We start from the raw sequence: 22,151 nt of genomic DNA on the forward strand, positions 1-22,151 counted from the left end.
CTAAACTTACAGTATCACTGGACTATCAGACTCCGGCGGCTGCAACCCAAACTCGCCTGCACTCACCACCCGATTACGGCCACTGGCCTTAGCCTCATAGAGTACGCGGTCGGCCTGACCGATCAGCACCTCACCCTGACTGCGCGACATAGGAGTATTGGGGGCGGTGCGAAAAGTGGCGACGCCGATGGAGATGGTGACGGTGAAGGATTCAAACTCTTCGCTGTCGAAAACATGGGCTTCAATCGCCTGCCGGACACGTTCGGCAACATCAAGCGTGCCTTCATTCGAGGTGTTGGCCAATAATGCGGCAAATTCTTCGCCGCCATAACGCGAGAGCACGTCCGAACCACGCAACTGGGCGCGAATCAGTGCTGCCACCTCACGCAACACTTGATCGCCGACCTGATGACCGTAGGTGTCATTGACGCGTTTGAAGTGATCCACATCCAGCAACATGCACGACAATGGCCGCCCGGTACGGCCGACCATCTCGACCTCTTCCTTGAGGCGTTGATCAAAAAAGCGGCGGTTGTTGATGGCGGTGAGCGTGTCCGTCAGTCCCTGACGTTTGATCCGCTCCATGTTGATGGCATTTTCGATACAAATAGCCACCACGGCGACAAAATGTTCCAGAAAATCGGTGCGTACGCCGCGCACAAAGCGTGCCGATTCGAAACTGCCGATGTTAAAACTGCCGATCAAACGGCCATAACGCACCAACGGCAGTAATGCGATACTGGAAGGGCGGCGGCCGTGCTGAAAAATTCTGGAATGTTTATCTGCGCGATAGGGGCCCAGCAATGGAAAGAGTGAGGCCACGTGCATGTCCGTCATTTCGTCCACACTGGAGACAAAGATCAGTTGCGGCATGGCTTCGAGCTTGACGCCTTCATCCATCAGTGCGCGGCGGATTTCGTATTCGGGGTCGAATAACAGCAAACTGACCGCATCCCAGCCGCCATGGTCTTCCTGGTTAACGATGGCGCGCAACAGGTCAACCAACGAACTCAAACCGACGAGACGTAACTCCAGCGCCTGGAAACGGCGCATCTTGCGTTCGTTATGACGCCCCTCGGTCATCAGCTCCTGCAGACGTTGCGTCAGCAGGCGATTTTGCGCGGCGAGGTCTTCGCTTTTGTCCCGGCTTTTTTCCGGTGCTATCAACGTCCGTTTCCCCCAAATCCAGCTCTGTCACCTAACCACATCTCTGGTGGGTAACAGTTTCCCCATACGCCTTCCTTGGTTATAACGGGCGTTCGCCGCCTACCTTTAGCGAACACCCCACCCAAAATAGACCATTACGGCTTTTTTTGCGACCGTGTGGCTGTTAGCCGGAACACGATATGTATAATCTCAAGTGATGGATGCCGCCACACTGCAACCCTTCTTCGACTGGATTGCCCAACACCCATGGTGGGCGGGTATTGTTGTATTGCTGATCTCAATTAGCGAATCGCTGGCCATTGTCGGCCTGTTCGTGCCAGGCGTGGCCTTGATGTTCGGCCTGGGCACCCTGATTGCGCTCGGCACCTTGCCCTTCTGGTCCACGGTAGGCTGGGCGGTTGCGGGTGCTGTTGTCGGCGATGGGGTGAGCTACTGGTTCGGCCGGCATCTTAAAAACCGCGTGCCTGACATGTGGCCGTTTTCGCGCCGCCCCCGTTTGCTGGAACGCGGCAAGCGTTTTTTTGAGCGTCATGGCGGCAAAAGCATCATTTTCGGGCGCTTCGTCGGGCCGGTACGCGCCGTCATTCCCATGATTGCGGGCATGTTGCACATGTCTCCCTGGCGTTTTACCGGTTTCAATGTCTTTTCCGCGATTGTCTGGGCACCACTTTATCTGTTGCCCGGCATTATCTTCGGCGCATCACTCAACCTGGCCTCTGAAGTCGCCTCGCGTCTCACGACGCTGATCGTCGTGACCCTGCTCATCCTGTGGCTCGGTGGCTGGTCCGGGCATCGTGTTTATCGATTCATCGCGCCACGCACCGCGGCCATCATTGAGCGGCTACTGACCTGGAGCCGCAACCACCGCTATTGGGGTCATTTCACTCGGGTATTGCTCGATCCACAGCAACCGGAAGCCAAGACCCTGACCATACTCGCGGTGGTCCTGATGCTGGTGGCGTGGCTGATCCTCAGTCTGTTTCAGCAATTCAGCGCCGGGCCACCGCTGGCGCGGCTGGATCAGAGCGTTTACAACCTGTTACAGGAACTGCGCACGCCGTGGGGAGATCAAATCATGATCACCATCTCCCAATTAGGCGAAGGCGTGGTTGCGACTTCCTTGGTGATTACATTAGCGGCGTGGCTGATCCTGAAACGACACTGGCTGGCGCTTGCGCATTGGCTTGCAGCGGGCGCCTTTGCCGCGATTGCCAGCTGGACGCTAAAACAAACACTGCATATGACACGCCCCGGCAGCGCAATGTATGACGGCAGCATGAGTTTCAGCTTCCCCAGTGCCCATGCTGTGCTGGCCACCTGCCTGTATGGTTTCCTCGCCACCATGATCGCACGCGAAGTTTCCTTCAAATGGCGCTGGCCGATTTATTCCTGCGCCTGGCTGATCATTCTCAGCATCGGCTTTTCGCGCCTGTATCTCGGCGCGCACTGGCTTTCGGATGTGATCGGCGGAATTGTGTTGGGCCTGCTGTGGACCATCGCCCTGGGCACTGCTTATCGGCGCCATCTCATCCCCAAGATCTCGCTGATTGCGCTGTGCGTGATTCCTGTTCTCACTCTCGCCACGTTAGGTGCCTGGTATGTCGCCGACACACGCGCTGAAAATCTAGCCCGCTATGAACGCCACTACACGGTCACCACCCTGCCAGCCCAACGCTGGCGGGATCGGAATTGGCATGACATACCTGTTTACCGTATTGACGCCGGTGGCAAGTTAACTCAGCCGCTTAATTTGCAATGGGCAGGCCCTCTGGATGAACTCAAACAGCACCTGATTGAACTCGGCTGGCAAACTCCAAAACCATTGACCTGGACCTCGGCCCTGCTCTGGCTGACGCCATCTCCCAAACTGGATCAATTGCCGCTATTACCCAACGTCCATAACGGCCGTCATGCGGCACTTGTGTTAACGCTTCCCGAAAATCAATTGCTACTCAAACTCTGGCCCGCAGATATCACTCTGGACAATAACGCGCGTACACTATGGGTGGGATACGTCGCTCGCCAAGCCCTGACGCAATACGCCTGGCTGAGCGCGCCAATCACAGCGCTTGATTTCGATACGCCGTTGCAACAGTTCAAACCCTTCATCGCAACCTTGCCCTCGCAGATTGTGCATCGCACGGCGCAGGAACGCACGGGCAAACTCTTCTGGCGCGGCGAAGTATTACTGCTCTGGTCACCTAATGCGGGACCTCCCGCACCTTGAAAAACCAGTCTTTCAACGCTCGCCTTGGATTTGCCATCGCCGGACTCCGTGCCGCTTGGCACAGTGAACGCAGTCTGCGCACCCAGGCCTATCTCGCCGCGATATTGCTGATGGTGATGCTGTGGCTGCAACCTGATGCACTCTGGTGGGCAGTGATCGGCATCATGGCAACGCTGGTATTTGCTGCTGAATTGATCAACACCGCGCTGGAACAACTGGCGGATCACCTGCACCCGGAGCAACACCCAAAAATCAAAATGGTAAAAGATTGCGCAGCAGGTGCCGTTCTGATTCTAAGCATTGGGTCATTGTGGGTGGCGGCGTGGATGTTGATTGATACTGTTATTGGAAAATAACCTAATTTTCCTCTATTAAAAACGAAGCGAACAACCGGTCTTCAATCAAGTAAACACCGTTCGCCGGCTGACTCAGAACCCTGGCCCGTTTCAATCTGGAAAGTGCCGCGCGCACTTGTGCAATAGTCGCCTCGGATTTCTTTATCTTGCCAAGCAGTGCCAACGTTTCCTTACCGAATGGCGACCCACCTCTTGCCAGCAACACCAACAATGCGCGATCAAACGGTGAGAGTCCATTGAGTAGTGCATGCCAGCCAGCCTGTTGATGCGAACTCTTGATCATTCGCTTGACCGCTGCATCAACATCGGTACTTCCCTCGGCGGACATTGATTTTACAATGTCTTTCATCAGGTCCGGCTTATAACCAATGTACGCGAACACTCGCCTGAGCTCGGAAATGACCAGAGATTTTCCCGTGTGGATCTTGGCGAAATGCTGTGCGAGCAATTCGAGATACTCATCACCGAGCACCGGGAAGTCGATAAGCTGCGCGAACTGATACATTGGCCCGCCCGACGCAACCATCATCGCCGCCAACGTTTCCTGTGACGATCCCGTGAACACGGCATACACCTCTCTATGCCGTTTTTGCAGCACGGCCCGCAAAGCGGCTATCGCCGACTGTCCATTGGCCAGCGCCCCGAGTTGCTGAACTTCATCAAGCATGAGCAGTACAGGTCTGCCAGCCGCAGCATACAACCTCGCCACCAGGGTATCGAACCGCAACTCGGTTTTGGCGGGCAAAGGCCCGGCGCCCGGAACTTCCCCAAGTTCAATGGCAGCCCCAAAGGCACCGATTTTCTTCACCGGCGTTTTCGCGGCCTTGCCCAGCGCCGTCTTCGGCACCATGACCGCTTCCAATGCCTCTTCCAAGGCATGAGTGATTGCCGCAAGAGGATCATCCTGCTGCAACCATAAATCAGCATAAACGGGCACCAGCTTTGCCTTCCGCGCCACCGGGTACAGGTCGTGTAACAGAAAGTAGGTTTTCCCAACCCTTCGCGGGGCGAAGAGCGCCAGAGGACGACCCGGCTGGGCCTCCAGCAACGTCAGATAACTTTGCGCCAGCTTGGTTCGCCGTACCTTCAAATCGTCGAAAGTTTCCACGATGCGCCCCTTTGCTGTTCATTGTCGTTTATAACAACAATTGCTGTCAATGACGACATTACGCCACAACAGCCAGCGATATATTGATAAAAAAGTTCGTAATTAAGATATAAAGTTTGTAATTAAACACCCAATCCAATGTTCACGTTTTGGTCGCGCTGACCTGCCTCCTCCGTATGTGCATGAAAACATAGGATGGGAAATGTGAAAGCATAGGTTGGCCAGCGTTTATTGATCCGGCCAAAAGAAGTTTTAACTTCGATCGGCACGGATACCCCCTCTCCCGCGAGCGGGAGAGGGGCGATTTCAAACATATTCATGCCGTATCAATAGTGAACCTTAGCGTTCAGCCGCGCGCCTTTTGCGTCGGCTGGAACGCTTTGTTAGAGGTTGCTTGTGGGCCAACGTATATGCATCTAATAGCCGACGGATCATCTTCTGGTATTGGGTATGATGCTTTTCTGCCTCGTCCTTGAAAAAATTAACGCTTTCCTTGCTCAGGGCAATCGTAACTTTTACAGTATCTTCCTTAAATACAAGCTCCTCCGGTGCGGGTAGGAAATCCGGCACAACCCTTAAGGGGCCAATTGGCTCATCAGTGTATTTGGTTTTCGCGCTCATAGATTTGTTTGCCTTTGCGCCAATAGCCAGCCCCGAAAATTCGGATAAGACCACGGCGATATGTAAAACAGACAGTCAAAATACCGTCCCCAACTTTCCCGAAACAGTAATACCGTTTTTCGCTATGGCTGTGGGATAAGTCTTCAGCAATAACACGGTCTGGATCTGCGAAAGCATACTGAGCTTCGGCGAATGAAACACCGTGTTTAGCTTGATTGACAAGATTCTTCTCGGAATCCCATTCGAAGCCTTCCTTGCTCATGAGACAAACCTAGCAGAATCCAAGCTATTTGTCCATATTATTATATGGCTTTTTATATGGCTTGCTCCATGCCAGCTTGGCAACCTCTAACGGCACCCATCAGCCGCGCCGCTTTTTGGCGTCGGCTGGATAGGTTTAGCCCAAGGCGACGGGTACTCAAGCCTGAACACCAGTTGACGACGATGCCGAAAACGTGCACCAGAGTCAGGCAAAATGTATGCCAATGGCGCCGCTTCAGTTTGGGGCTAACGCCAAGCTAAGCCGACGCCCGGAGCAGCGCGGAGGGCGGTTGAGCGCAGGGTTAGACCTGATGTGTCGTAATCCATGCGATGACCTCACGCGCATTATCATTAGGCGGGAATACCGGATAGAAAACCTTCCGAATAAGGCCATTCATTGCAATGATTGTTAACCGCTTTATCAGGCGTGTGCCCGCATATTCAAATGTTGGCAGTTTCAGCGCTTGAGCTAAAGTAAGTTGCTCGTCATTGAGCAATGCAAAGGGGAGTTGTAGCCTTGCATGGGATTCTTGTTGGTCTTCCAAACGTTGCGCGCTCACACCAAACACCTCGACGCCAAGCTGCTTCAACTCAGCGTGAGAATCGCGAAAGGCACATGTTTGCGGGGTGCATCCCCTGGCGCCGGGTATGTCATTCCAGCCGATGAGAGGAGGGCTATCGGGACGACCCAGCATGGGGTAGAAATAAATAACCAGTGTGCCCGTATAAGTGCTGAGATCAACGGCTTTTCCTGTGGTGCTAGTCAGTGAGACCGAAGGTAAGGTGCTCCCCAGTAAATGGTCGCATGCGCCGTCATCTACTGGAACCGGTAAATTAACGGGTAAAGTGTTTAGGTCTTTTATCATTTTCCTATCCGGGGACAATTGTTTCAGGTCTAACGCTTGCAATCACGCGCTTGTCGCGTGCATTGCATTGCCATTTCATATGCAGCCTTGAACCTCGATTCTCTCTTCAAAGAGTAATTCCTTCACCCTTTTTATTTCAATAAATTCGTATGGCGATGTTTGCGATTGGGTGACGATGCAATTGCTCCCCGGCTTTTTGATTACAATCTTGGCTTTAATGTATTCACCAAAGTCCTCAATTTTCTCTACCGATATTGAGTGGCCGCCAGTAGAGCGCCCGCCAAGGCTTAGCAATACCACTCTTCTCGACGAGAAATCCACTGTGTGCTCTGTAACTGGGTGAATATATAAGTACAAGCTCGAATTAAATGATGTCTGACTTGTAAACACCTCTATTTTTCTGTTTTCTGGCAAGCCACTTATTGTTTTGTCACCGGATGCTATCACCGTAAACGTTACGATTGGCAGTGGTGTATCCGCATTTGACTCGGGGACACAGCTTACTAACAACGGCGCAAGCATTGTTACCAGAACAACCAGCAGTTTATTGATTTTCATAAATTTACCTTGATAAGGCATAACATTGTGTTGAGCGGCGCGGCGCGCAGAGACAACAGGAAACAGTGTGCCGCTTCACCGCTCCCGACTCGAACGCATTATGTGCTTTTTGCTTTTTTTGGAAACCGCTCTGGATGCTCAATGATTTCTTGTGTGAGATCGACATCGATTTCCGGCCAATAAAAGCGTCCAGGTGATGGCTCTTTAACATTCATAATTACCTTTACCGGCTGATCCTTGAACCACGGGAATTCATCGTATGGCATGAATAATTCTTGGTCATGAGCCAACAACCAGATTCCGTGAGTAGAGATATTGGTTACTTCAACTGCCGAAGTAGTGTTGCCATGCGCTGATATGCTCATGATAGTGTTCCTCGATAAGTGACTCGACTTCTTTCAACTGTTGCCGATTGTAACGGTAGGTTTTCGCAAGCTGTAGTTCCGGCTCAAGGATGAGGTCGAAATTACAAACTTTATACCTTAATTACAAATTTTTTTATCACTAAACACCAGCATGAGAGCGCCAAAAACGGGATTCAAAGGATAACAAGGCGAAAGAAGCTCAACCGTAGGGGTGATTTATGAATCGCCCCTAACTACTGCTCGACCGGATATCCCGCCAACACCCAATGCGGCATCCCCGAATGGCCGACACACACCAGATTGTTCAAGCCCACAATCGTCAGATTGGTAAACGCGGTCTGCGCCCGGCGCCCTGAGCGGCAATAGAGATATACCTTTTCAAATTTTCTCAATTCATCGATATGCTGCACTTCGGTGCCAAAGGGAATATTGCGACTACCGGGCACATGGCCGATTTCATATTCTTCAGGCGTACGGCTATCCACTATCAATGTATTCGCGGGCCGCGCCTGCCATACCTTGTGTAAATCGGCCATTGAAAATTCTTCATGTACATAACGCCGGGGGTCAAAATGAATCCCCACACCAAGATTGGCAGGTACGGCCTCATTGATTCTTTTCGGCAATTCCAGATTAAGGTTGTTCATGAGTGCGACAAATGCCTCGTGGCTCTTGCCCTGACCAATACGCGGATTCCATTTTTTTTCTTCGCCGATCGTTGAACTCATGCGGCCGTTGTAATCATGCGCCGGGTAAACAATGGTATCTTCAGGCAAGGAAAACAATTTCGAGGTAATGCTAGTGTATAAGCTCGATGGATTTCCCTGCTGAAAATCGGTGCGCCCACAACCACGAATCAATAACGCATCGCCCGTGAACACTGCGCCATCGATGAGGTAACTAACACAACCATCGGTGTGACCAGGTGTCGCCAGCGCTTTAATCACATGATCACTGATCATCAAAGTATCGCCATCATGAATCGGAACATCGATCGCTTTCACATCGGCCGCCGCACTATAGACAATCTTGGCGCCCGTCTTCTGGCGAATAATCCCGGCGGAGGTCACATGGTCGGCATGCACATGTGTTTCCAAGACATAAAGCAGTTCAACTCCCAGCTCCACAATCAATTCCAGATCTCGATCCACCCATTCCTTCACCGGATCGATCAGGGCGCCCTGCCGTGTTTCCGGATCAATCAATAAATAGGTATAGGTGCAGGTATCCCGATCCATCAATTGACGAACTATCAGTGTCGCACCCATTACTCACACTCCCCAACGTGGAAGCAAATGATGCTCAACGTTCAAATGATCAAGCACCCGCGCTACGACAAAATCGACCAAATCTTCAATCTTTTGCGGTTGATGATAAAAGCCCGGATTCGCGGGAAGAATGGTGACACCTAGTTGCGACAGTGTAAGCATGTTTTGTAGATGAATCGCCGACAACGGTGTTTCGCGATGTACCAGAATCAATTGCCGCCGTTCCTTGATCATGACATCGGCGGCGCGCTCCATGAGATCACTGCTGGCGCCGCAGGCAATCGCGGACAACGTGGCGCTGGTACACGGGCACACCACCATCGCCCGTGGCGCGCCAGAACCCGAAGCGACCGGTGCCGACCATTGATCCTTGCCGTAGACAAACAACTGATTTGGTTTTGCCTTGAAATAGGCACTCAGCTGTTGTTGTGCTTCTTTGGGGGTGCTCGACAGCTTGAGCTCTGTCTCCATGGCGATAACGACCTGTGCTGCCTGACTAATCATCAGATGCACACTCTCCCCCGCCTGCAACAAACACTCCAGCAATCGCAAACCATAGGCGGCACCCGAAGCACCGGTCATGGCCAATGCGATATCGCGACGGCTCATCGTTGTTCCAACGCCTTGAGCAGTTTGTCGTGGATGCCGCCGAAGCCGCCATTGCTCATCACCAGGATGTGATCGCCGCTATGCACACGCGCCACTACATGTTTAACAATATCGGCGACGTTATTAAACACGCGCGCCCCTGGACCAATCGCCTGCGCCACTTCTTGCAACGACCAACCCAGATCACCCGATTCCATGATCACTACCTCATCCGCCGCCGCCAGTGATGGCGCCAGCGTGTGCCGATGCACGCCCAGCTTCATGGTATTGGAACGCGGCTCCAGCACGGCGATAATCCGCTGTTTGCCAACACGCTGGCGCAACCCGTCCAGTGTCAGCGTAATCGCCGTCGGATGATGGGCGAAATCATCGTATACGGTAACGCCTTTTACTGTGCCGAGCACCTCAAGCCTGCGCTTGACGCTGGCAAATTCATTCAACGCCGCGACTGCTTCACTCGCAATCACCCCCGCGTGCCGCGCGGCAGCAATCGCCGCCAGCGCATTGTGCACGTTGTGTTGTCCGAGCAGATTCCAGTTCACATCACCCACATGCTCGTCACCCCAATACACACTAAAGCGACTACCATCGGCGGAGACATCACGCGCATTCCACAACCTTGTTTCGGGCTGCTCGACACCCGCTGTGTCAAAATATTCCACCGGTGTCCAGCAACCTTGGTTAATGACATCCGCAATATTGGGATCATCCACCGGCGCGATCACCAAACCATTGCCGGGGATCGTGCGCACCAGATGATGAAACTGGCGCTTGATAGCATCGAGATCAGGAAAAATGTCGGCGTGGTCGTATTCGAGATTGTTGAGAATCACCGTCCGGGGCCGGTAATGCACAAACTTGGAACGCTTGTCGAAAAACGCGGTGTCATATTCATCGGCTTCGACGACAAAAAAGGGGGCATCGCCTAGCCGTGCAGAAACCGAAAAATTACCTGGGATGCCGCCGATCAAAAAACCCGGCTTGAGCTTGGCGTATTCGAGTATCCACGCCAGCATACTGCTGGTCGTCGTCTTGCCGTGCGTGCCGGCAACGCCCAGCACCCAGCGACCGCGCAACACATAATCGGACAAAAACTGCGGCCCGGACATATACGGCAGATTGCGTTCGAGCACATATTCCACCGCCGGATTGCCGCGCGACATGGCGTTGCCAATTACCACCAGATCCGGCTCGGGGTTTAGATTTTTAGGGTCGTAGCCTTCAAATAATCGAATACCCTGCGCCTCAAGCTGCGTGCTCATCGGCGGATAGACATTGGCATCCGAGCCACTGATTTCATGGCCCATCTGCCGGGCCAACACCGCAATGCCGCCCATGAATGTACCGCAAATGCCCAGTATATGAACTTTCATATCAACCTGCCCCTGCCGCCTTGAATAAAGAGCTAATGATACTGATTGAAACGTATAAATAGACCAAGGCGATTAAAATTCCGATAAAAAACTTGGTCGACAACGCATGCCGCAACACATGTCCGACCACCGCCAGATTCCAGGTCAGCAAACCCATCATCAACATGGTCGACACCATCGGCATCACCTCCGGCTGTTGCACTTGCCACCACAACACGGGCGCCGCAAACACAGCAAGGATGGCGCCGCTCCCGGCCAATGCCGTCAGCGTCTGCGTAAAACGGGCACCGAGGTCGCGCACCCACAGCAACAAAAACGTCAGCCCCGACACAATCAACACATCGACTATCCCTGACGCTAGCGCCAGCGCCGGCGTCAGACTCATCAAACCCACAACGATGCTGCATAAACCATAAATAATCAGGCTCAATGCCAGCAACACGTTCGAGGACGGCAAATCCTGCGGCGCGAGCCGAAACAGGCAAATCTTCCAGAAGGCATTGAGAATAGCGTACATGGCAACGCGAGATGACCCGACGATAGACTAGGCTATCATTAGAACATCCCGCCTGACAAAGCTCAATGGAACTAGCCGTGACAGCCCGCATCGTGTTTAATACCTTTGATGCCCAAGCATTTAGCCTCCAAATATCGTTTCCCCTGGCGGGAAGGCAATCAGTTTCGACTCCTGGTCGACGGTGATCGCTTTTATCCGGCAATGCTGGAGGCTATCACGATCGCAAAACATTCCATTATCCTGGAGATGTATCTGGTACGCCCCGGCAGCGTCTTTGACCGTTTCACGACGGCTTTGCAGCTGGCCGCCAAACGCGGCGTGCAGGTATTTATTTTGTTTGACGATTACGGCTCACGCGAACTGCGCCAGATCGACCGCCAACAACTGGCGCATCCCAATATTCGTCTTACCTGGTATAACCCGTTTCACTATGGCCAACTGCGCCGCGCTTTGCTGCGTGATCACCGCAAGCTACTAGTCGTCGACAATCGCATTGCTTATGTCGGCGGCGCCGGGTTGACCGATGATTTTATCCAACCCCATCACCGCTGGCATGACATGATGATTGAAATCCAGGGGCCCTGCGTCTCGGACTGGCAATCACTGTTCCGCGACGCGTGGCCAGCGGCATCGCCACCGGAATCGGCAGCGCCAATTCCGGTGGCGATGCCGATTGATGCTGCTATTGGTGCGCAACTGGGCCGTGTCACTTTATCGCAACTTTCCAATCGTCAGGAAATACAGCGCTCATTAGTGCACCGGATACGGAGCGCCGAACATTGGGTCTGGCTTAGCACCGCCTATTTCGTTCCTTCCTGGAAATTGCGGCGGGCACTGAGTTCGGCCGCCAAACGTGGTATCGATGTGCGCCTGGTGCTGCCCGGCCCGCACACAGATCATCCTGCCATTCGTCATGCCGGAAGGCGTTTTTATTATGGACTGCTACGGCGCGGCGTCCGGATTTATGAATATCTTCCGCGGTTTAATCACACCAAACTTTATCTCTGCGATCACTGGATCTCGATCGGTTCCAGCAACGTCGATCGCTGGAATTTATTCTGGAATCTTGAAGCCAATCAGGAAGTAGATGATCAAACACTCAGCGAAGAGGCGCGGAATCACTTCAACGAAGACTTTACGCATTGCCTGGAAATCACGCTTGAACACTGGCAGCGCCGCGCCTGGCATCGCCGGTTACTGGAACAATTCTGGGGCTGGGTAGATGCGCGCTTGAATCAATTAAGCCAGCGCTGGCGGCGTAAATCTTGAACGTAGGGGCGGGTTTAAAACCCGCCCGCAATTACCAACGCGTTGACCAATCGATTGAAAGGTCGGATTGAAGGCCAATCTTTAAGGATGAACCTGAATCAACAGGATATTCCAGGGTCAGGTGTTTGCCATCCCGCGCCATGCCCGCGCGCGGCAGGTCGGAGGCTGAAGCCCTCAATTCAAGGCGTGGCTTCTCTGCAAACGAGGCCTTTTCTGATTCGATGACCACATCAGGGATGATTTCCTGCAATCGCTCACGCGGCAACTGTAATGCAATCGATTTGGATTTTTGAACGAATGTCTTGGCCGGTACTGCCGCAGCGACCTGTTTTTTTTCCACTGCCACCGCACCCCCGGCCAACCCCAGCAGGGCGACCCCGACGACTGTTGTAACTTGCCGTTGCAGTGTTTTCATAACCTACCCTCTCTACCCGTGTAACCCGCCGAGTGGTCTTGGGCTTTGCCCAGACCGGTATTTTTGGTTCTTGGCTTGACTGCCCCCACGACAGTGCCACACTCCCCGACAAGGATGACTATGCTACTCATAAGGGTTTTAAATGTCTACTCGTTTGTGGTAATCGCGGTTCATCCAGCACTGGGGCAGGACCTCTCCCGAGGGGAACGTCAATCCGGCCTTGGTAAATCTTTGAGTTTCCTGCATTTCTTCACCGGCATGGAAGCGCCCCTTAATTTGATCGACGCAGGGATCGATCAGCGACGCCACGTCCATGACCTCAACCATGTCTCCGGTCTTCTTAGCTTTTAGATACATAGCTCACCTCGGTACCTTTATACTGAACTATAATTTTAATATAGCCTCTTATCTAGTAATTAACAGGGCGAATAAAGAGTGACGCGCAGTGGCTGAAAGATTGACAGTTTTTTAACTGGCCTGCATCAAGTTCCACCCTGGTTCATCCGATAGCTTCAGAGTACCTAACCATGAGTATCACCCATTGTATTTGGAGGGAAAAATGAGTTCTTTACGCCGGTTACAGGAGTTCGGCCAAAGCGTTTGGTACGACAATATCCAGCGCAGCATGTTGGGCCCTGGCAAGGAATTGGCACTACTGATTGAGGAGGATGGGCTGCGGGGAGTCACCTCCAACCCTTCGATTTTCGAGAAGGCCATCAACGGCAGCAAGGATTACGACGACGCCCTGCTGCGCCACGTCAAAGGTGGTCTCAGCGATAGCCGCGATCTGTTCTTTGCCCTGGCCATCGAGGATATCCAGGGGGCCGCCGACCAGCTGCTCCCGGTCTATCGCAAGACCAACGGCCTGGACGGTTATGTCAGCCTGGAGGTCTCGCCGGACCTGGCCTACAACGCCAGCGCCACCATCGCCGAGGCCAAGCGCCTGGCGGAGCGCGTCAATCGCCCCAACTTAATGATCAAGGTACCTTCGACCCAGGAAGGCATTGAGGCCGTCGAGGTGTTGACCGCCGCCGGGATCAACATCAATGCCACTCTTCTCTTCGGAGTGGATCGCTATGAAGAGATCGCCCGCGCCTATCTGCGTGGTCTGCGTCAACGTCTGAGCCTGGGCCAGCCGGTGACCAAGATCGCCTCGGTCGCCAGCTTCTTCGTCAGCCGGGTGGATACCCTGGTCGACAGCTTGTTGGAACAAAAAGCCGCTAAAGGCAACGACCGAAGCCGCTGCGACCAATTAATGAACAAGGTGGCCATCGCCAATGCCAAAGTCGCCTACGCCCTGTTCCAGCACCTCTACCGTCACGAATTTAGCGACCTGGAAGCAGCAGGCGCCCGGCCACAACGCCTGCTCTGGGCCAGCACCGGCACCAAAAACCCGAACCTCAGCGACGTGGCCTATATCGACAACTTGATCGGGGCGGATACGGTCAATACTATCCCGCCCGCCACCTACAAGGCCTTTAAGGACCACGGCACGGTGGCCGCCACCCTCGAACAGGGGCTGGATGCTGCCCCCAAATTAATGGCTGAACTGAAACAAGTTGGCATTGACTTCAACGCCGTTACCCGGCAATTGGAAGACGAGGGTGTCAAGACTTTCGACAAGGCCTTCCAAACCCTGTTGCTGGCGATCAACAGCAAGGTGCAGGCACTCACCCCCGGCAGCCGGGTACGGGCATAATTCAACGCTTCGCAAATCAATAAACCGTGTGCGCCGCAAGGCGCGCACGTGTTTTGGCGTTAGAATATCGTTTTTATCTGCGCCATGGATATCTGGAACACTATTGATCGTGCTATCAGCACCGCCTGCGGAACACCGTTTCAGGCACAACAACGCCTAGCATTAGGCGGCGGCTGTATCAATCACAGCTATAAACTCAGTACTGGCCACCAGCATTTCTTTGTTAAGCTCAACGCTGCCGCCAAGCTAGAGATGTTTATCGCAGAGGCCGAGGGTTTGCAGGCCCTTGCCGATAGCGCCACCATCCGTGTCCCCACCGTTATTTGTTACGGCATTGCCAATGACCAGGCATATCTGGCGCTTGAATACCTGCCGCTTACCGCGCGCGGCGATCAGGCGCAGTTAGGACAGGCGCTCGCCCGACTCCACCGCTGCACGGGTCCACGCTACGGCTGGCACCGCAGCAATACCATTGGCGCCACGCCACAATACAATACTTATGCGGACAGCTGGCTTGATTTTTGGCGTGAGCAACGTTTGGGATTTCAATTAGCCCTCGCTGCTGAAAATGGCTTTCGCGGCAGTTTACAAGCGAAAGGCCGGGAATTATTAAATGGACTGGATTTACTGCTGGGCACGCACCAACCGGCGCCATCGCTCGTCCATGGCGACTTGTGGTCCGGCAATTACGCATTTACTACGGAGGGCTCACCCGTCATTTTTGACCCGGCTGTGCATTATGGCGACCGCGAAACCGACTTGGCGATGACCGAGCTATTTGGCGGTTTCAGCAATGAGTTTTATCGCGCCTATCAAGCAGAGTACCCGCTGCCTGCAGGCTATGAAACGCGTAAAATACTCTACAACCTGTATCATGTGCTCAATCATCTACATCTATTCGGCGGCGGTTATCTGCGCCAGGCCGAAACCATGATTGACGAATTGTTACGTTAATTCAGAACCAAGGAATTTTAAAGTGGCTGCCAAGAAGAAAGTCTACAAAGTGATTTTTCACAACCAGGGCAAGATTTACGAAATCTATGCCCGCAACGTCGAGCAAGGCGATTTATTGGGCTTTGTCGAGATCAGCGGCCTGATCTTTGGTGAAAAATCCAAAATGTTGGTTGACCCGGGCGAAGAAAAACTGGAAGCGGAATTCTCGGGCGTGGAATCCTGTCTGATCCCGATGCATGCTGTGGTGCGTATTGACCAGGTCACCAAGGAAGGGCACAACAAAATATTGGCTGAAGACCAAGGCGGCAACATCACCGCTTTTCCGTCACCGATCATTGCGCCGCGCCGAAACGATTAACTGCAGGGGCGATTCATGAATCGCCCCTGCATAATCACAAACTCCCTTTGAACGTTAACTGCAACAACTTGCCATGTGTCTTATCCGCCAGCGATTGATACTCAACCTTGGTTCCGGGGTCTGATTGCCCAATAGGAATCGTAAAAACCGGTGCCGGAATATTCAGATAATAGATACGATCGTCCGACGGCTCATCGCCAAGCAGGACATAAGCACCGGGTTTGGGGGCATTTTTCGCCGCGCGCACGAAAGCATCACCGATAGTTTCATTATTACCCATAAATGGCGCGCCCTTCATGAAACTGTCCAGAATCTCACCCATGGTGCCCTGATAAGTATCGGCATTGCCATCGGCGAACCAGGTCAGCGCCGAAAGCTCCTTGCCTGAACGAATCACAATCACTCTTAACAACGGCACTAGAAACGTCGCCGCACCGTGCATTGAACCCGTGGCATCGATCACCAAATGGATATCCTTGCCCGGAATATCTTTCAATCCTCTGATAAAAACATCAAAGTCACGCCGCCCCGTAGCTGAATCCAGGCCCACGGATTGCAGCACTTTCTCGATCTGGGCATCCGTACCCATGCCCGCCATTTCGTCCAGCTCGCCATAAAGGCGGCTGTTATCGTTTTCCTTTTGCTTCAGCTCTTCCTTGAGCTCGGCCAGCTCCTTCTTCATGCGCGGAAAATTCACCTTTTCATTGACGCGCGATGTAATCATGACCACCACTAACACGAAAATAAAAGTACCGAGCATCATCAACACCATGTCGATGAAGATACGCTCATATCCTCCGCTTTCCGTGGTTCGACGTCGGCGTTTCATTAACGTATCCGGAACACTTCCAGCAAACGCACCCACCAGGGACGCTTCAAATGCAACAAGAGACGCATTTCTTCGCGCAACAATTCGCAGTAGGCTCGATGTTCCTTGATCAAGGCTTCGAGTGGCTTACCACCCTCGGGCGAGTTATCGCTAAGACTGCGAATTTCGCTACGAAAATCGTGCAAGGTTTGCCGCGAGCGATCAAAAGATTCGTGCAGACGCTGAATGTTGACATCCAGTGCGCGCACCTCTTCATTCAGCAGCCGCACATCCCGCTCCACCGTGCGCACATAATCCGCCGAGCAATACACCAGGCAGATGCGCATCAAATTATCGTGCAGGCCTTCGACACCATGCTGAGTGATCTGGGCGAAAATGCGCAACAATACGCCACCCAATACCGCCCCCAGCAAGGTCGCATAAAAGGCCGTACCCATGCCGCTCATGGCATGCTGCAGGCCGGACAACATCATGTCCTGATCCTGACCCAGGGCTTCGAGCGAACTGCTCAATCCGGTCAGCGTCATGGTCAACCCCATTACGGTACCGATCAATCCCAGCGTAATCAGCACCGTACCCACTACCTCAATCGAATGACTGATACGCTCGAATGCCGCCAGCTCGACATGGAGCAATGTTTCCACATCCACGTCACCCTTGGCCTCTACCGTAAATTTTATCGATTTGAAAAAGCGGTCAGCCGCGCGTTTGCCAGAGTGAATGATAATCGCATTCAAACCACCTTCGCGCGCCGAATACTCCAACTGAGAAGACCGGACAGCCTCTTTGGTAATCAGCATCGTCAAGGCAAAACTACCGATGATCCCAAGCAGAAAGAGCCCGGAAATCAGCCAGGTAATATGGCTGGCGTCACGCTCCATGAACGACCAGACCTCGGTGTCCCGGTACAGGGTGAGATACACGACCAGCGCCGTGCTGGCCCAAATGGTCCACAAAATTAAGGTACGGTAAGGTGTCTGATTCATCCCGATCCGGCGCCCCTCAACGCCTCATCCCTGAATCGTCGCTGGCCGACGATTATCGCGATTCTATCGGGTTACTATACCGTTGGAGTGTTTGATCTGGCTAGCATCGTGATCTGGGATATCGCGGGGGCGATTCATGAATCGTCCTTACCTAAACCGTGGGCGACGTTTGCGCAATGTGCCAATCAACTGACGGCAGAATGTTCCAGCACCCGGGTTAACGCCTCATTAAGATCATTGGTCACCACCGGTTTGAGCATGTATTCTCGAATACCAATTTGCCTGGCCTCTTCCGGACCCACCCGCTGGCTATAACCGGTACACATAATCACTGGCAGCTCGGGCCGCATATGCAGCAACTCCCGCGCCAGCATATCGCCCGTCATTTCCGGCATATTTTGATCGGTAATGACCAGATCAAAATCCTTGGGATTTTTTTTGAAAAGGGACAATGCCTCACGCGGCTTATTGCAGACCGTGACATGATAGCCCAGGCGCTCAAGCATCCGCTGCATCACCGACGTCTGCAGCTCTTCATCATCGACAATGAGCAGTCTTTCTTTTCCGGCACGCATCGATTTCGCTTTCTCACTCGCCTTATCCATGGTCTTGGCCGTCACCCTCGGCAGATACACCTCAAAGCGGGAACCTTTCCCTGGTTCACTAGACACGGCAATCGTACCTTTGGCCGCCGTCACAATCCCATGCACTGCCGCCAACCCCATGCCAGAACCTTGCCCCACCGGCTTGGTGGTAAAGAAGGGATCAAAAATCCTGGACAACACGTTGGGAGAAATACCACTGCCATTATCCGCAATCAGCAAACGCACGTAATCGCCCGCAGCCAGGTCATTGACCTCTTTTTCCTGCAACACAATTTCATCCAGCTGAATATTGATCACACCGGGTCGCTCGCCAATGGCATGACTGGCGTTCACGATCAAATTCATTGCCACTTGCTGAAACTGACCTGACTCCAACATGACTTCTGCTGCAGGCGCATTCAAACTCGCTTTAATTTCGATACTACTGGGGATCGCGGACCGCAGCAAAGCAATCACTTCTTGAGTAACCGTTTGCGGGATCACGTTAGTCATCTCTGCTTCGGCTTGGCGGCTAAATGCCAAAATACGTGCCACCAGATTTTTAGCCCTGTTCGCCGCTGTAATTATTTGCGTCAAATTCTGTTTGGCGACCCCATCGGCGGGCACTTCATCTCGCGTCAACTCCGCAAAGCCCAAAATAGCCGACAGAATATTGTTAAAATCATGCGCAATTCCACCCGCCAGGGTGCCTATGGCCTCCAACTTCTGCGTTTGGCGCTCACGCTGCTCTTCAACCGCCTCACCGGTAACATCGCGCACACCGACGATGTAATTTACTATATTGCCCGCATGATCCTTCACTGGTGAGATAGACAATTCCTCACTGTACTCCGACCCACCGCGGCGTTTTACCTGACGCCGATATTTAAATCGCTCATCTTCACCATAGCTTCTCGCTGCCCCCTGCGCCATCCCCGTTAAGTCAACACCAAACATCGACTCAACGTCATTGCCAATCACAGCCGCAGGAGTTCGGCCCGAAATTGCATAATAGGCAGGATTGGCATATTCCACACCGCCGATGGTATCCAAGATCAAAACCCCATCCAATGACTGATCGATCGCCATCACCAGCATGCGTGCTCGCAGCTCAGAATTCTTGCGCGCTGTGACATCCGAAAACACCCCACGATAGCTGACCAGTCCGTCATCATCATCGAAAACGGGTACCATATTGCACATCAGGCAAATATCTTTATTGCGCCTGCCAACCACCCAGAATTCTTCGTTAAGCAACTTCGATCGATTCAACCCTGCGCCCTGGAACAATTTTCTGACTCGCGTCTCGTCATCCGGAACAATCATTTCCAACATCGATTTTCCAATCAGCTCGTTTGCATCATAACCCAGAATATCCGCCACCTTATCCGAGCAATATATAAATTTGAGGCTGGAATCAAACTCCCAAACCGCGTTCGACACACTATCCACAATCGACCGCAGGCGCTCCTCTGATTCCATACGCTCCAGCTCTGCCGCTGCGCGCATCGCGCAAATCTGCAACATGGACTCGGCGACCTCTACGCTTGGGGTCGCACTATGACTCCACATCGAAATCATGCCAACAACCACGCCATCGACACGAACTATCGGCGTAGTCACATGAGATCTCACCTTAATGACAACCACCGGCTCACCCATCGGCCTTGGCAGCACCACGTCAAGACCCTGCTCACTCACCGCCACATTTCGTGCCAGACTATGCGCGCCCCCGGTAACGCCGTGGGTAAAATTATCGCCAATGCTTCCTTCGTTCCACACGGCAAGACTGCGCAATTTATCTCCTTTTGTGGATAACCGCGAAATAGCCACATAATCCATCTCCAGCCCCATCGCCAGCTGCCGTGCAAGCTCCGCAAAGAAATTTGAACCTTTACCCGCGGGAACGATTTTCGCAATTGCCCGCAACCCCGCCTCAACTCGCCCTCGCTTGTCCTGCTCCAATTTCAGAGAAATAGAATCCGCCATCGAAGTCGCAAAATTTTGTTCGTCCAGGGCCCAGCCGTATGATGCACCCGATTGCTCACATACAACCATACCTGCAACATGCCCCGCCATCCTGATCGCGGAAATCAATACACTACTTGTCTCTTCGTGCAACAATCCATTTTTCTTTATCGCAGCACCCCGTTCATCCTTATCAAGATCCACAATCGCCAACACACCACCACGATCCAAGCAATCAATCGCGCCCTTGACGTCATCTAGAAATACATCCTCACGGCTATTATGCTGATGGCCAACATGATCGTACGAATCCATGCATGTATAGCCAATCCCCTTGCCATTTGCGATCCACACGCCTACTCGCGATACTTGCAGCGCGGCCGCAGCACCCTCGCTGTAATATTTAATCACGCTTGCAAGTGATGTTGAATCAGAAATCTCGATTTTTGCCAAATCACGCAATACCCGATTTTGCCGGCCCAGCCGTTGCTCGGCTGTTTGTAATGCCTTCTCGTATTCTTTACGTGCCGTAATATCCGTTCTTATCGCAATATATTGCGTATTTTCACCACGTTCATTCTTATATGGCACAATGGTCGAATAGACCCAATAAAGCTGCCCGCCTTTTGCGCGATTCAATACCTGACCATTCCATACTTCACCCTTCGATAGGGTGCGCCACATATGGGCAAAGAACTCTTTGGGATGATAACCAGAGTTAATTATTCGATGCGTATTTCCCAGTAGCTCTTCACGGCTATACCCACTAATTTCACAAAATTTGTCGTTGACATGGGTAATTACCCCGTTCACATCGGTAACGGCCACGATTGAATGCTGATCCAAGGCATATTTCTGCGCTTCCGCCGCACGCAGAACTTCTTCCAGCTGCCTTGCATTCTGATTATCGTATTGCTGGTATTTTCGCATCGTCCACAGCAACATACCCAGTATCATCACGAACCCTGTCACTGTGACTATTAATGCACTTTCCAGCCGATCATGCGTGGCCTCCGCTACTGCATCGACATCATCGGAAACGTGCGCGGCACGCGCTACCAGAATTTCCGAGATATCGCGCAAATCCTTGGCGATCTTACTCTGCAGATTCGCGTCACCAGCCGCCTTCTTATATTCCGAGACCAGCGAAGGCAGCTGCATCAGCTCATTTGAATACAACACCAACTCCAGCCGTATATGCTCCTCCTTGACCGGATCAATCTCGCGGCCATGATATTGCCCCCCCGACACCAGCAAGGTAATGACACGGATGGCCTCATCGGTTTCTGCACGTGCCGATTCTAATTTATCTGAAGCCCGTTCCTTGGCAAGAACAGCATCCCCCAGGATCTCCCGGACATTGATTACTTTCAGATAAAACTCTCTGCCGATCCTGATGACATCTTCATTGTCTTTGTCCTGCTCCAGAAAATTTAAGGCCGCCACGATGAAGCCCAGCATCAAGGCCACGGCCACCCCCAGCAGGTAATTTGTTTTAACGATCCCTTGATTCATAATGCGATGTTTTATGTCCGGATTTTTGATGTCTCCTTATTTTTACGGTCTAAATTCATTAAACTTAAGCTGAACCGGCTTTTTTTGGGCATCCCTTTGAATTCAAAAAATTTTTAACCTATTGATATAAATATATTTTTATCTAAAAATTTATATGTTGCCCCTTTTTGCTCAATTATTATGTTTAAGCTCGATTTATAATCTCTACGTCCGGCGGCCCGAGGTGCAGCCCCTGCCCCCGCTCTCGCGTATAATCACCCTCTTTACTTTAGCGGATA

23 protein-coding genes are annotated in these 22,151 nt (G+C 52.6%); 6 read left to right on the forward strand and 17 right to left on the reverse strand.

Going from position 1 to position 22,151, the window contains the following annotated elements:
- Nucleotides 1-6: 6 nt before the first annotated feature.
- Nucleotides 7-1,167 (reverse strand): sensor domain-containing diguanylate cyclase, encoded by a 1,161-nt coding sequence (locus HY272_10740; protein ID MBI3773159.1) that lies wholly within the window; start codon nt 1,165-1,167, stop codon nt 7-9.
- 193 nt (nt 1,168-1,360) lie between these two features.
- Between HY272_10740 and HY272_10745 the strand changes: the two genes are divergently transcribed.
- Both HY272_10745 and HY272_10750 read left to right on the forward strand, forming a co-directional pair.
- A complete protein-coding gene (locus HY272_10745) occupies nt 1,361-3,394 on the forward strand; it encodes a VTT domain-containing protein (protein ID MBI3773160.1) in 2,034 nt (677 codons plus the stop codon).
- On the forward strand, nt 3,391-3,750 hold the full coding sequence (locus tag HY272_10750; GenBank protein ID MBI3773161.1) for a diacylglycerol kinase: 360 nt from the start codon (nt 3,391-3,393) through the stop codon (nt 3,748-3,750). The genes HY272_10745 and HY272_10750 overlap by 4 nt, the downstream gene beginning before the upstream one ends.
- A gap of 1 nt (nt 3,751) precedes the next feature.
- Here HY272_10750 and HY272_10755 read toward each other — a convergent pair whose 3' ends face one another.
- From HY272_10755 to HY272_10805, 11 genes are all read right to left on the reverse strand, one after another.
- Complete coding sequence (locus HY272_10755; protein MBI3773162.1) at nt 3,752-4,861, reverse strand: hypothetical protein; 1,110 nt, start codon at nt 4,859-4,861, stop codon at nt 3,752-3,754.
- 336 nt (nt 4,862-5,197) lie between these two features.
- Nucleotides 5,198-5,479 carry a CopG family transcriptional regulator gene (locus HY272_10760; GenBank protein MBI3773163.1) on the reverse strand — a complete coding sequence of 94 codons (282 nt, stop codon included), beginning with the start codon at nt 5,477-5,479 and terminating at the stop codon, nt 5,198-5,200.
- Entirely contained in the window at nt 5,454-5,741 is a 288-nt protein-coding gene (locus HY272_10765; GenBank protein ID MBI3773164.1) for a BrnT family toxin, read from the reverse strand. The genes HY272_10760 and HY272_10765 overlap by 26 nt, the downstream gene beginning before the upstream one ends.
- Before the next feature lie 301 nt (nt 5,742-6,042).
- Nucleotides 6,043-6,606, reverse strand: coding sequence for a peroxiredoxin (locus HY272_10770; GenBank protein MBI3773165.1), 564 nt, complete (start codon nt 6,604-6,606; stop codon nt 6,043-6,045).
- 75 nt (nt 6,607-6,681) lie between these two features.
- Nucleotides 6,682-7,164 (reverse strand): protease complex subunit PrcB family protein, encoded by a 483-nt coding sequence (locus HY272_10775; protein MBI3773166.1) that lies wholly within the window; start codon nt 7,162-7,164, stop codon nt 6,682-6,684.
- Nucleotides 7,165-7,262: 98 nt separating this feature from the next.
- Complete coding sequence (locus HY272_10780; protein ID MBI3773167.1) at nt 7,263-7,529, reverse strand: DUF2442 domain-containing protein; 267 nt, start codon at nt 7,527-7,529, stop codon at nt 7,263-7,265.
- Nucleotides 7,489-7,620, reverse strand: a complete 132-nt coding sequence (locus HY272_10785) for a hypothetical protein (GenBank protein ID MBI3773168.1) — start codon at nt 7,618-7,620, stop codon at nt 7,489-7,491. The genes HY272_10780 and HY272_10785 overlap by 41 nt, the downstream gene beginning before the upstream one ends.
- 142 nt (nt 7,621-7,762) lie before the next feature.
- The gene (locus tag HY272_10790; GenBank protein MBI3773169.1) at nt 7,763-8,785 is read right to left on the reverse strand and encodes an MBL fold metallo-hydrolase; all 1,023 of its coding nucleotides are present in this window, start codon (nt 8,783-8,785) and stop codon (nt 7,763-7,765) included.
- A 15-nt stretch (nt 8,786-8,800) separates the two neighbouring features.
- Nucleotides 8,801-9,406 carry a UbiX family flavin prenyltransferase gene (locus HY272_10795; protein MBI3773170.1) on the reverse strand — a complete coding sequence of 202 codons (606 nt, stop codon included), beginning with the start codon at nt 9,404-9,406 and terminating at the stop codon, nt 8,801-8,803.
- Entirely contained in the window at nt 9,403-10,779 is a 1,377-nt protein-coding gene (mpl, locus tag HY272_10800) for a UDP-N-acetylmuramate:L-alanyl-gamma-D-glutamyl-meso-diaminopimelate ligase (GenBank protein ID MBI3773171.1), read from the reverse strand. Before mpl ends, HY272_10795 begins: the two co-directional genes overlap by 4 nt.
- A 1-nt stretch (nt 10,780) precedes the next feature.
- Nucleotides 10,781-11,296: a hypothetical protein gene (locus tag HY272_10805; protein ID MBI3773172.1), complete on the reverse strand. Its 516-nt coding sequence runs from the start codon at nt 11,294-11,296 to the stop codon at nt 10,781-10,783.
- Between the two features lie 108 nt (nt 11,297-11,404).
- Here HY272_10805 and HY272_10810 point away from each other — a divergent pair, with 108 nt between their 5' ends.
- A complete protein-coding gene (locus tag HY272_10810) occupies nt 11,405-12,565 on the forward strand; it encodes a phosphatidylserine/phosphatidylglycerophosphate/cardiolipin synthase family protein (protein MBI3773173.1) in 1,161 nt (386 codons plus the stop codon).
- A 31-nt stretch (nt 12,566-12,596) separates the two neighbouring features.
- Here the strand turns inward: HY272_10810 and HY272_10815 are convergent, their stop codons facing one another.
- Both HY272_10815 and HY272_10820 read right to left on the reverse strand, forming a co-directional pair.
- The gene (locus HY272_10815; GenBank protein ID MBI3773174.1) at nt 12,597-12,980 is read right to left on the reverse strand and encodes a hypothetical protein; all 384 of its coding nucleotides are present in this window, start codon (nt 12,978-12,980) and stop codon (nt 12,597-12,599) included.
- A 138-nt stretch (nt 12,981-13,118) separates the two neighbouring features.
- Nucleotides 13,119-13,337 (reverse strand): acetyltransferase, encoded by a 219-nt coding sequence (locus HY272_10820; protein MBI3773175.1) that lies wholly within the window; start codon nt 13,335-13,337, stop codon nt 13,119-13,121.
- 202 nt (nt 13,338-13,539) lie between these two features.
- On the opposite strand from HY272_10820, the gene tal reads away from it, so the two are divergent.
- From tal to HY272_10835, 3 genes are all read left to right on the forward strand, one after another.
- Nucleotides 13,540-14,679: a transaldolase gene (tal, locus tag HY272_10825; GenBank protein ID MBI3773176.1), complete on the forward strand. Its 1,140-nt coding sequence runs from the start codon at nt 13,540-13,542 to the stop codon at nt 14,677-14,679.
- Between the two features lie 84 nt (nt 14,680-14,763).
- Nucleotides 14,764-15,633 (forward strand): fructosamine kinase family protein, encoded by an 870-nt coding sequence (locus HY272_10830; protein ID MBI3773177.1) that lies wholly within the window; start codon nt 14,764-14,766, stop codon nt 15,631-15,633.
- Nucleotides 15,634-15,655: 22 nt separating this feature from the next.
- Nucleotides 15,656-15,991, forward strand: a complete 336-nt coding sequence (locus HY272_10835) for a DUF1820 family protein (protein MBI3773178.1) — start codon at nt 15,656-15,658, stop codon at nt 15,989-15,991.
- A 34-nt stretch (nt 15,992-16,025) separates the two neighbouring features.
- On the opposite strand, the gene HY272_10840 is transcribed toward HY272_10835, so the two are convergent.
- The 3 genes from HY272_10840 to HY272_10850 form a co-directional block, all read right to left on the reverse strand.
- Nucleotides 16,026-16,820: a hypothetical protein gene (locus HY272_10840; protein ID MBI3773179.1), complete on the reverse strand. Its 795-nt coding sequence runs from the start codon at nt 16,818-16,820 to the stop codon at nt 16,026-16,028.
- On the reverse strand, nt 16,820-17,806 hold the full coding sequence (locus HY272_10845; GenBank protein MBI3773180.1) for a MotA/TolQ/ExbB proton channel family protein: 987 nt from the start codon (nt 17,804-17,806) through the stop codon (nt 16,820-16,822). Before HY272_10845 ends, HY272_10840 begins: the two co-directional genes overlap by 1 nt.
- A gap of 185 nt (nt 17,807-17,991) precedes the next feature.
- Nucleotides 17,992-21,873 (reverse strand): PAS domain S-box protein, encoded by a 3,882-nt coding sequence (locus HY272_10850; protein MBI3773181.1) that lies wholly within the window; start codon nt 21,871-21,873, stop codon nt 17,992-17,994.
- Between the last annotated feature and the right edge of the window lie 278 nt (nt 21,874-22,151).

Source organism: Gammaproteobacteria bacterium (assembly GCA_016200485.1).
GTDB lineage: Bacteria > Pseudomonadota > Gammaproteobacteria > Tenderiales > Tenderiaceae > JACQEP01.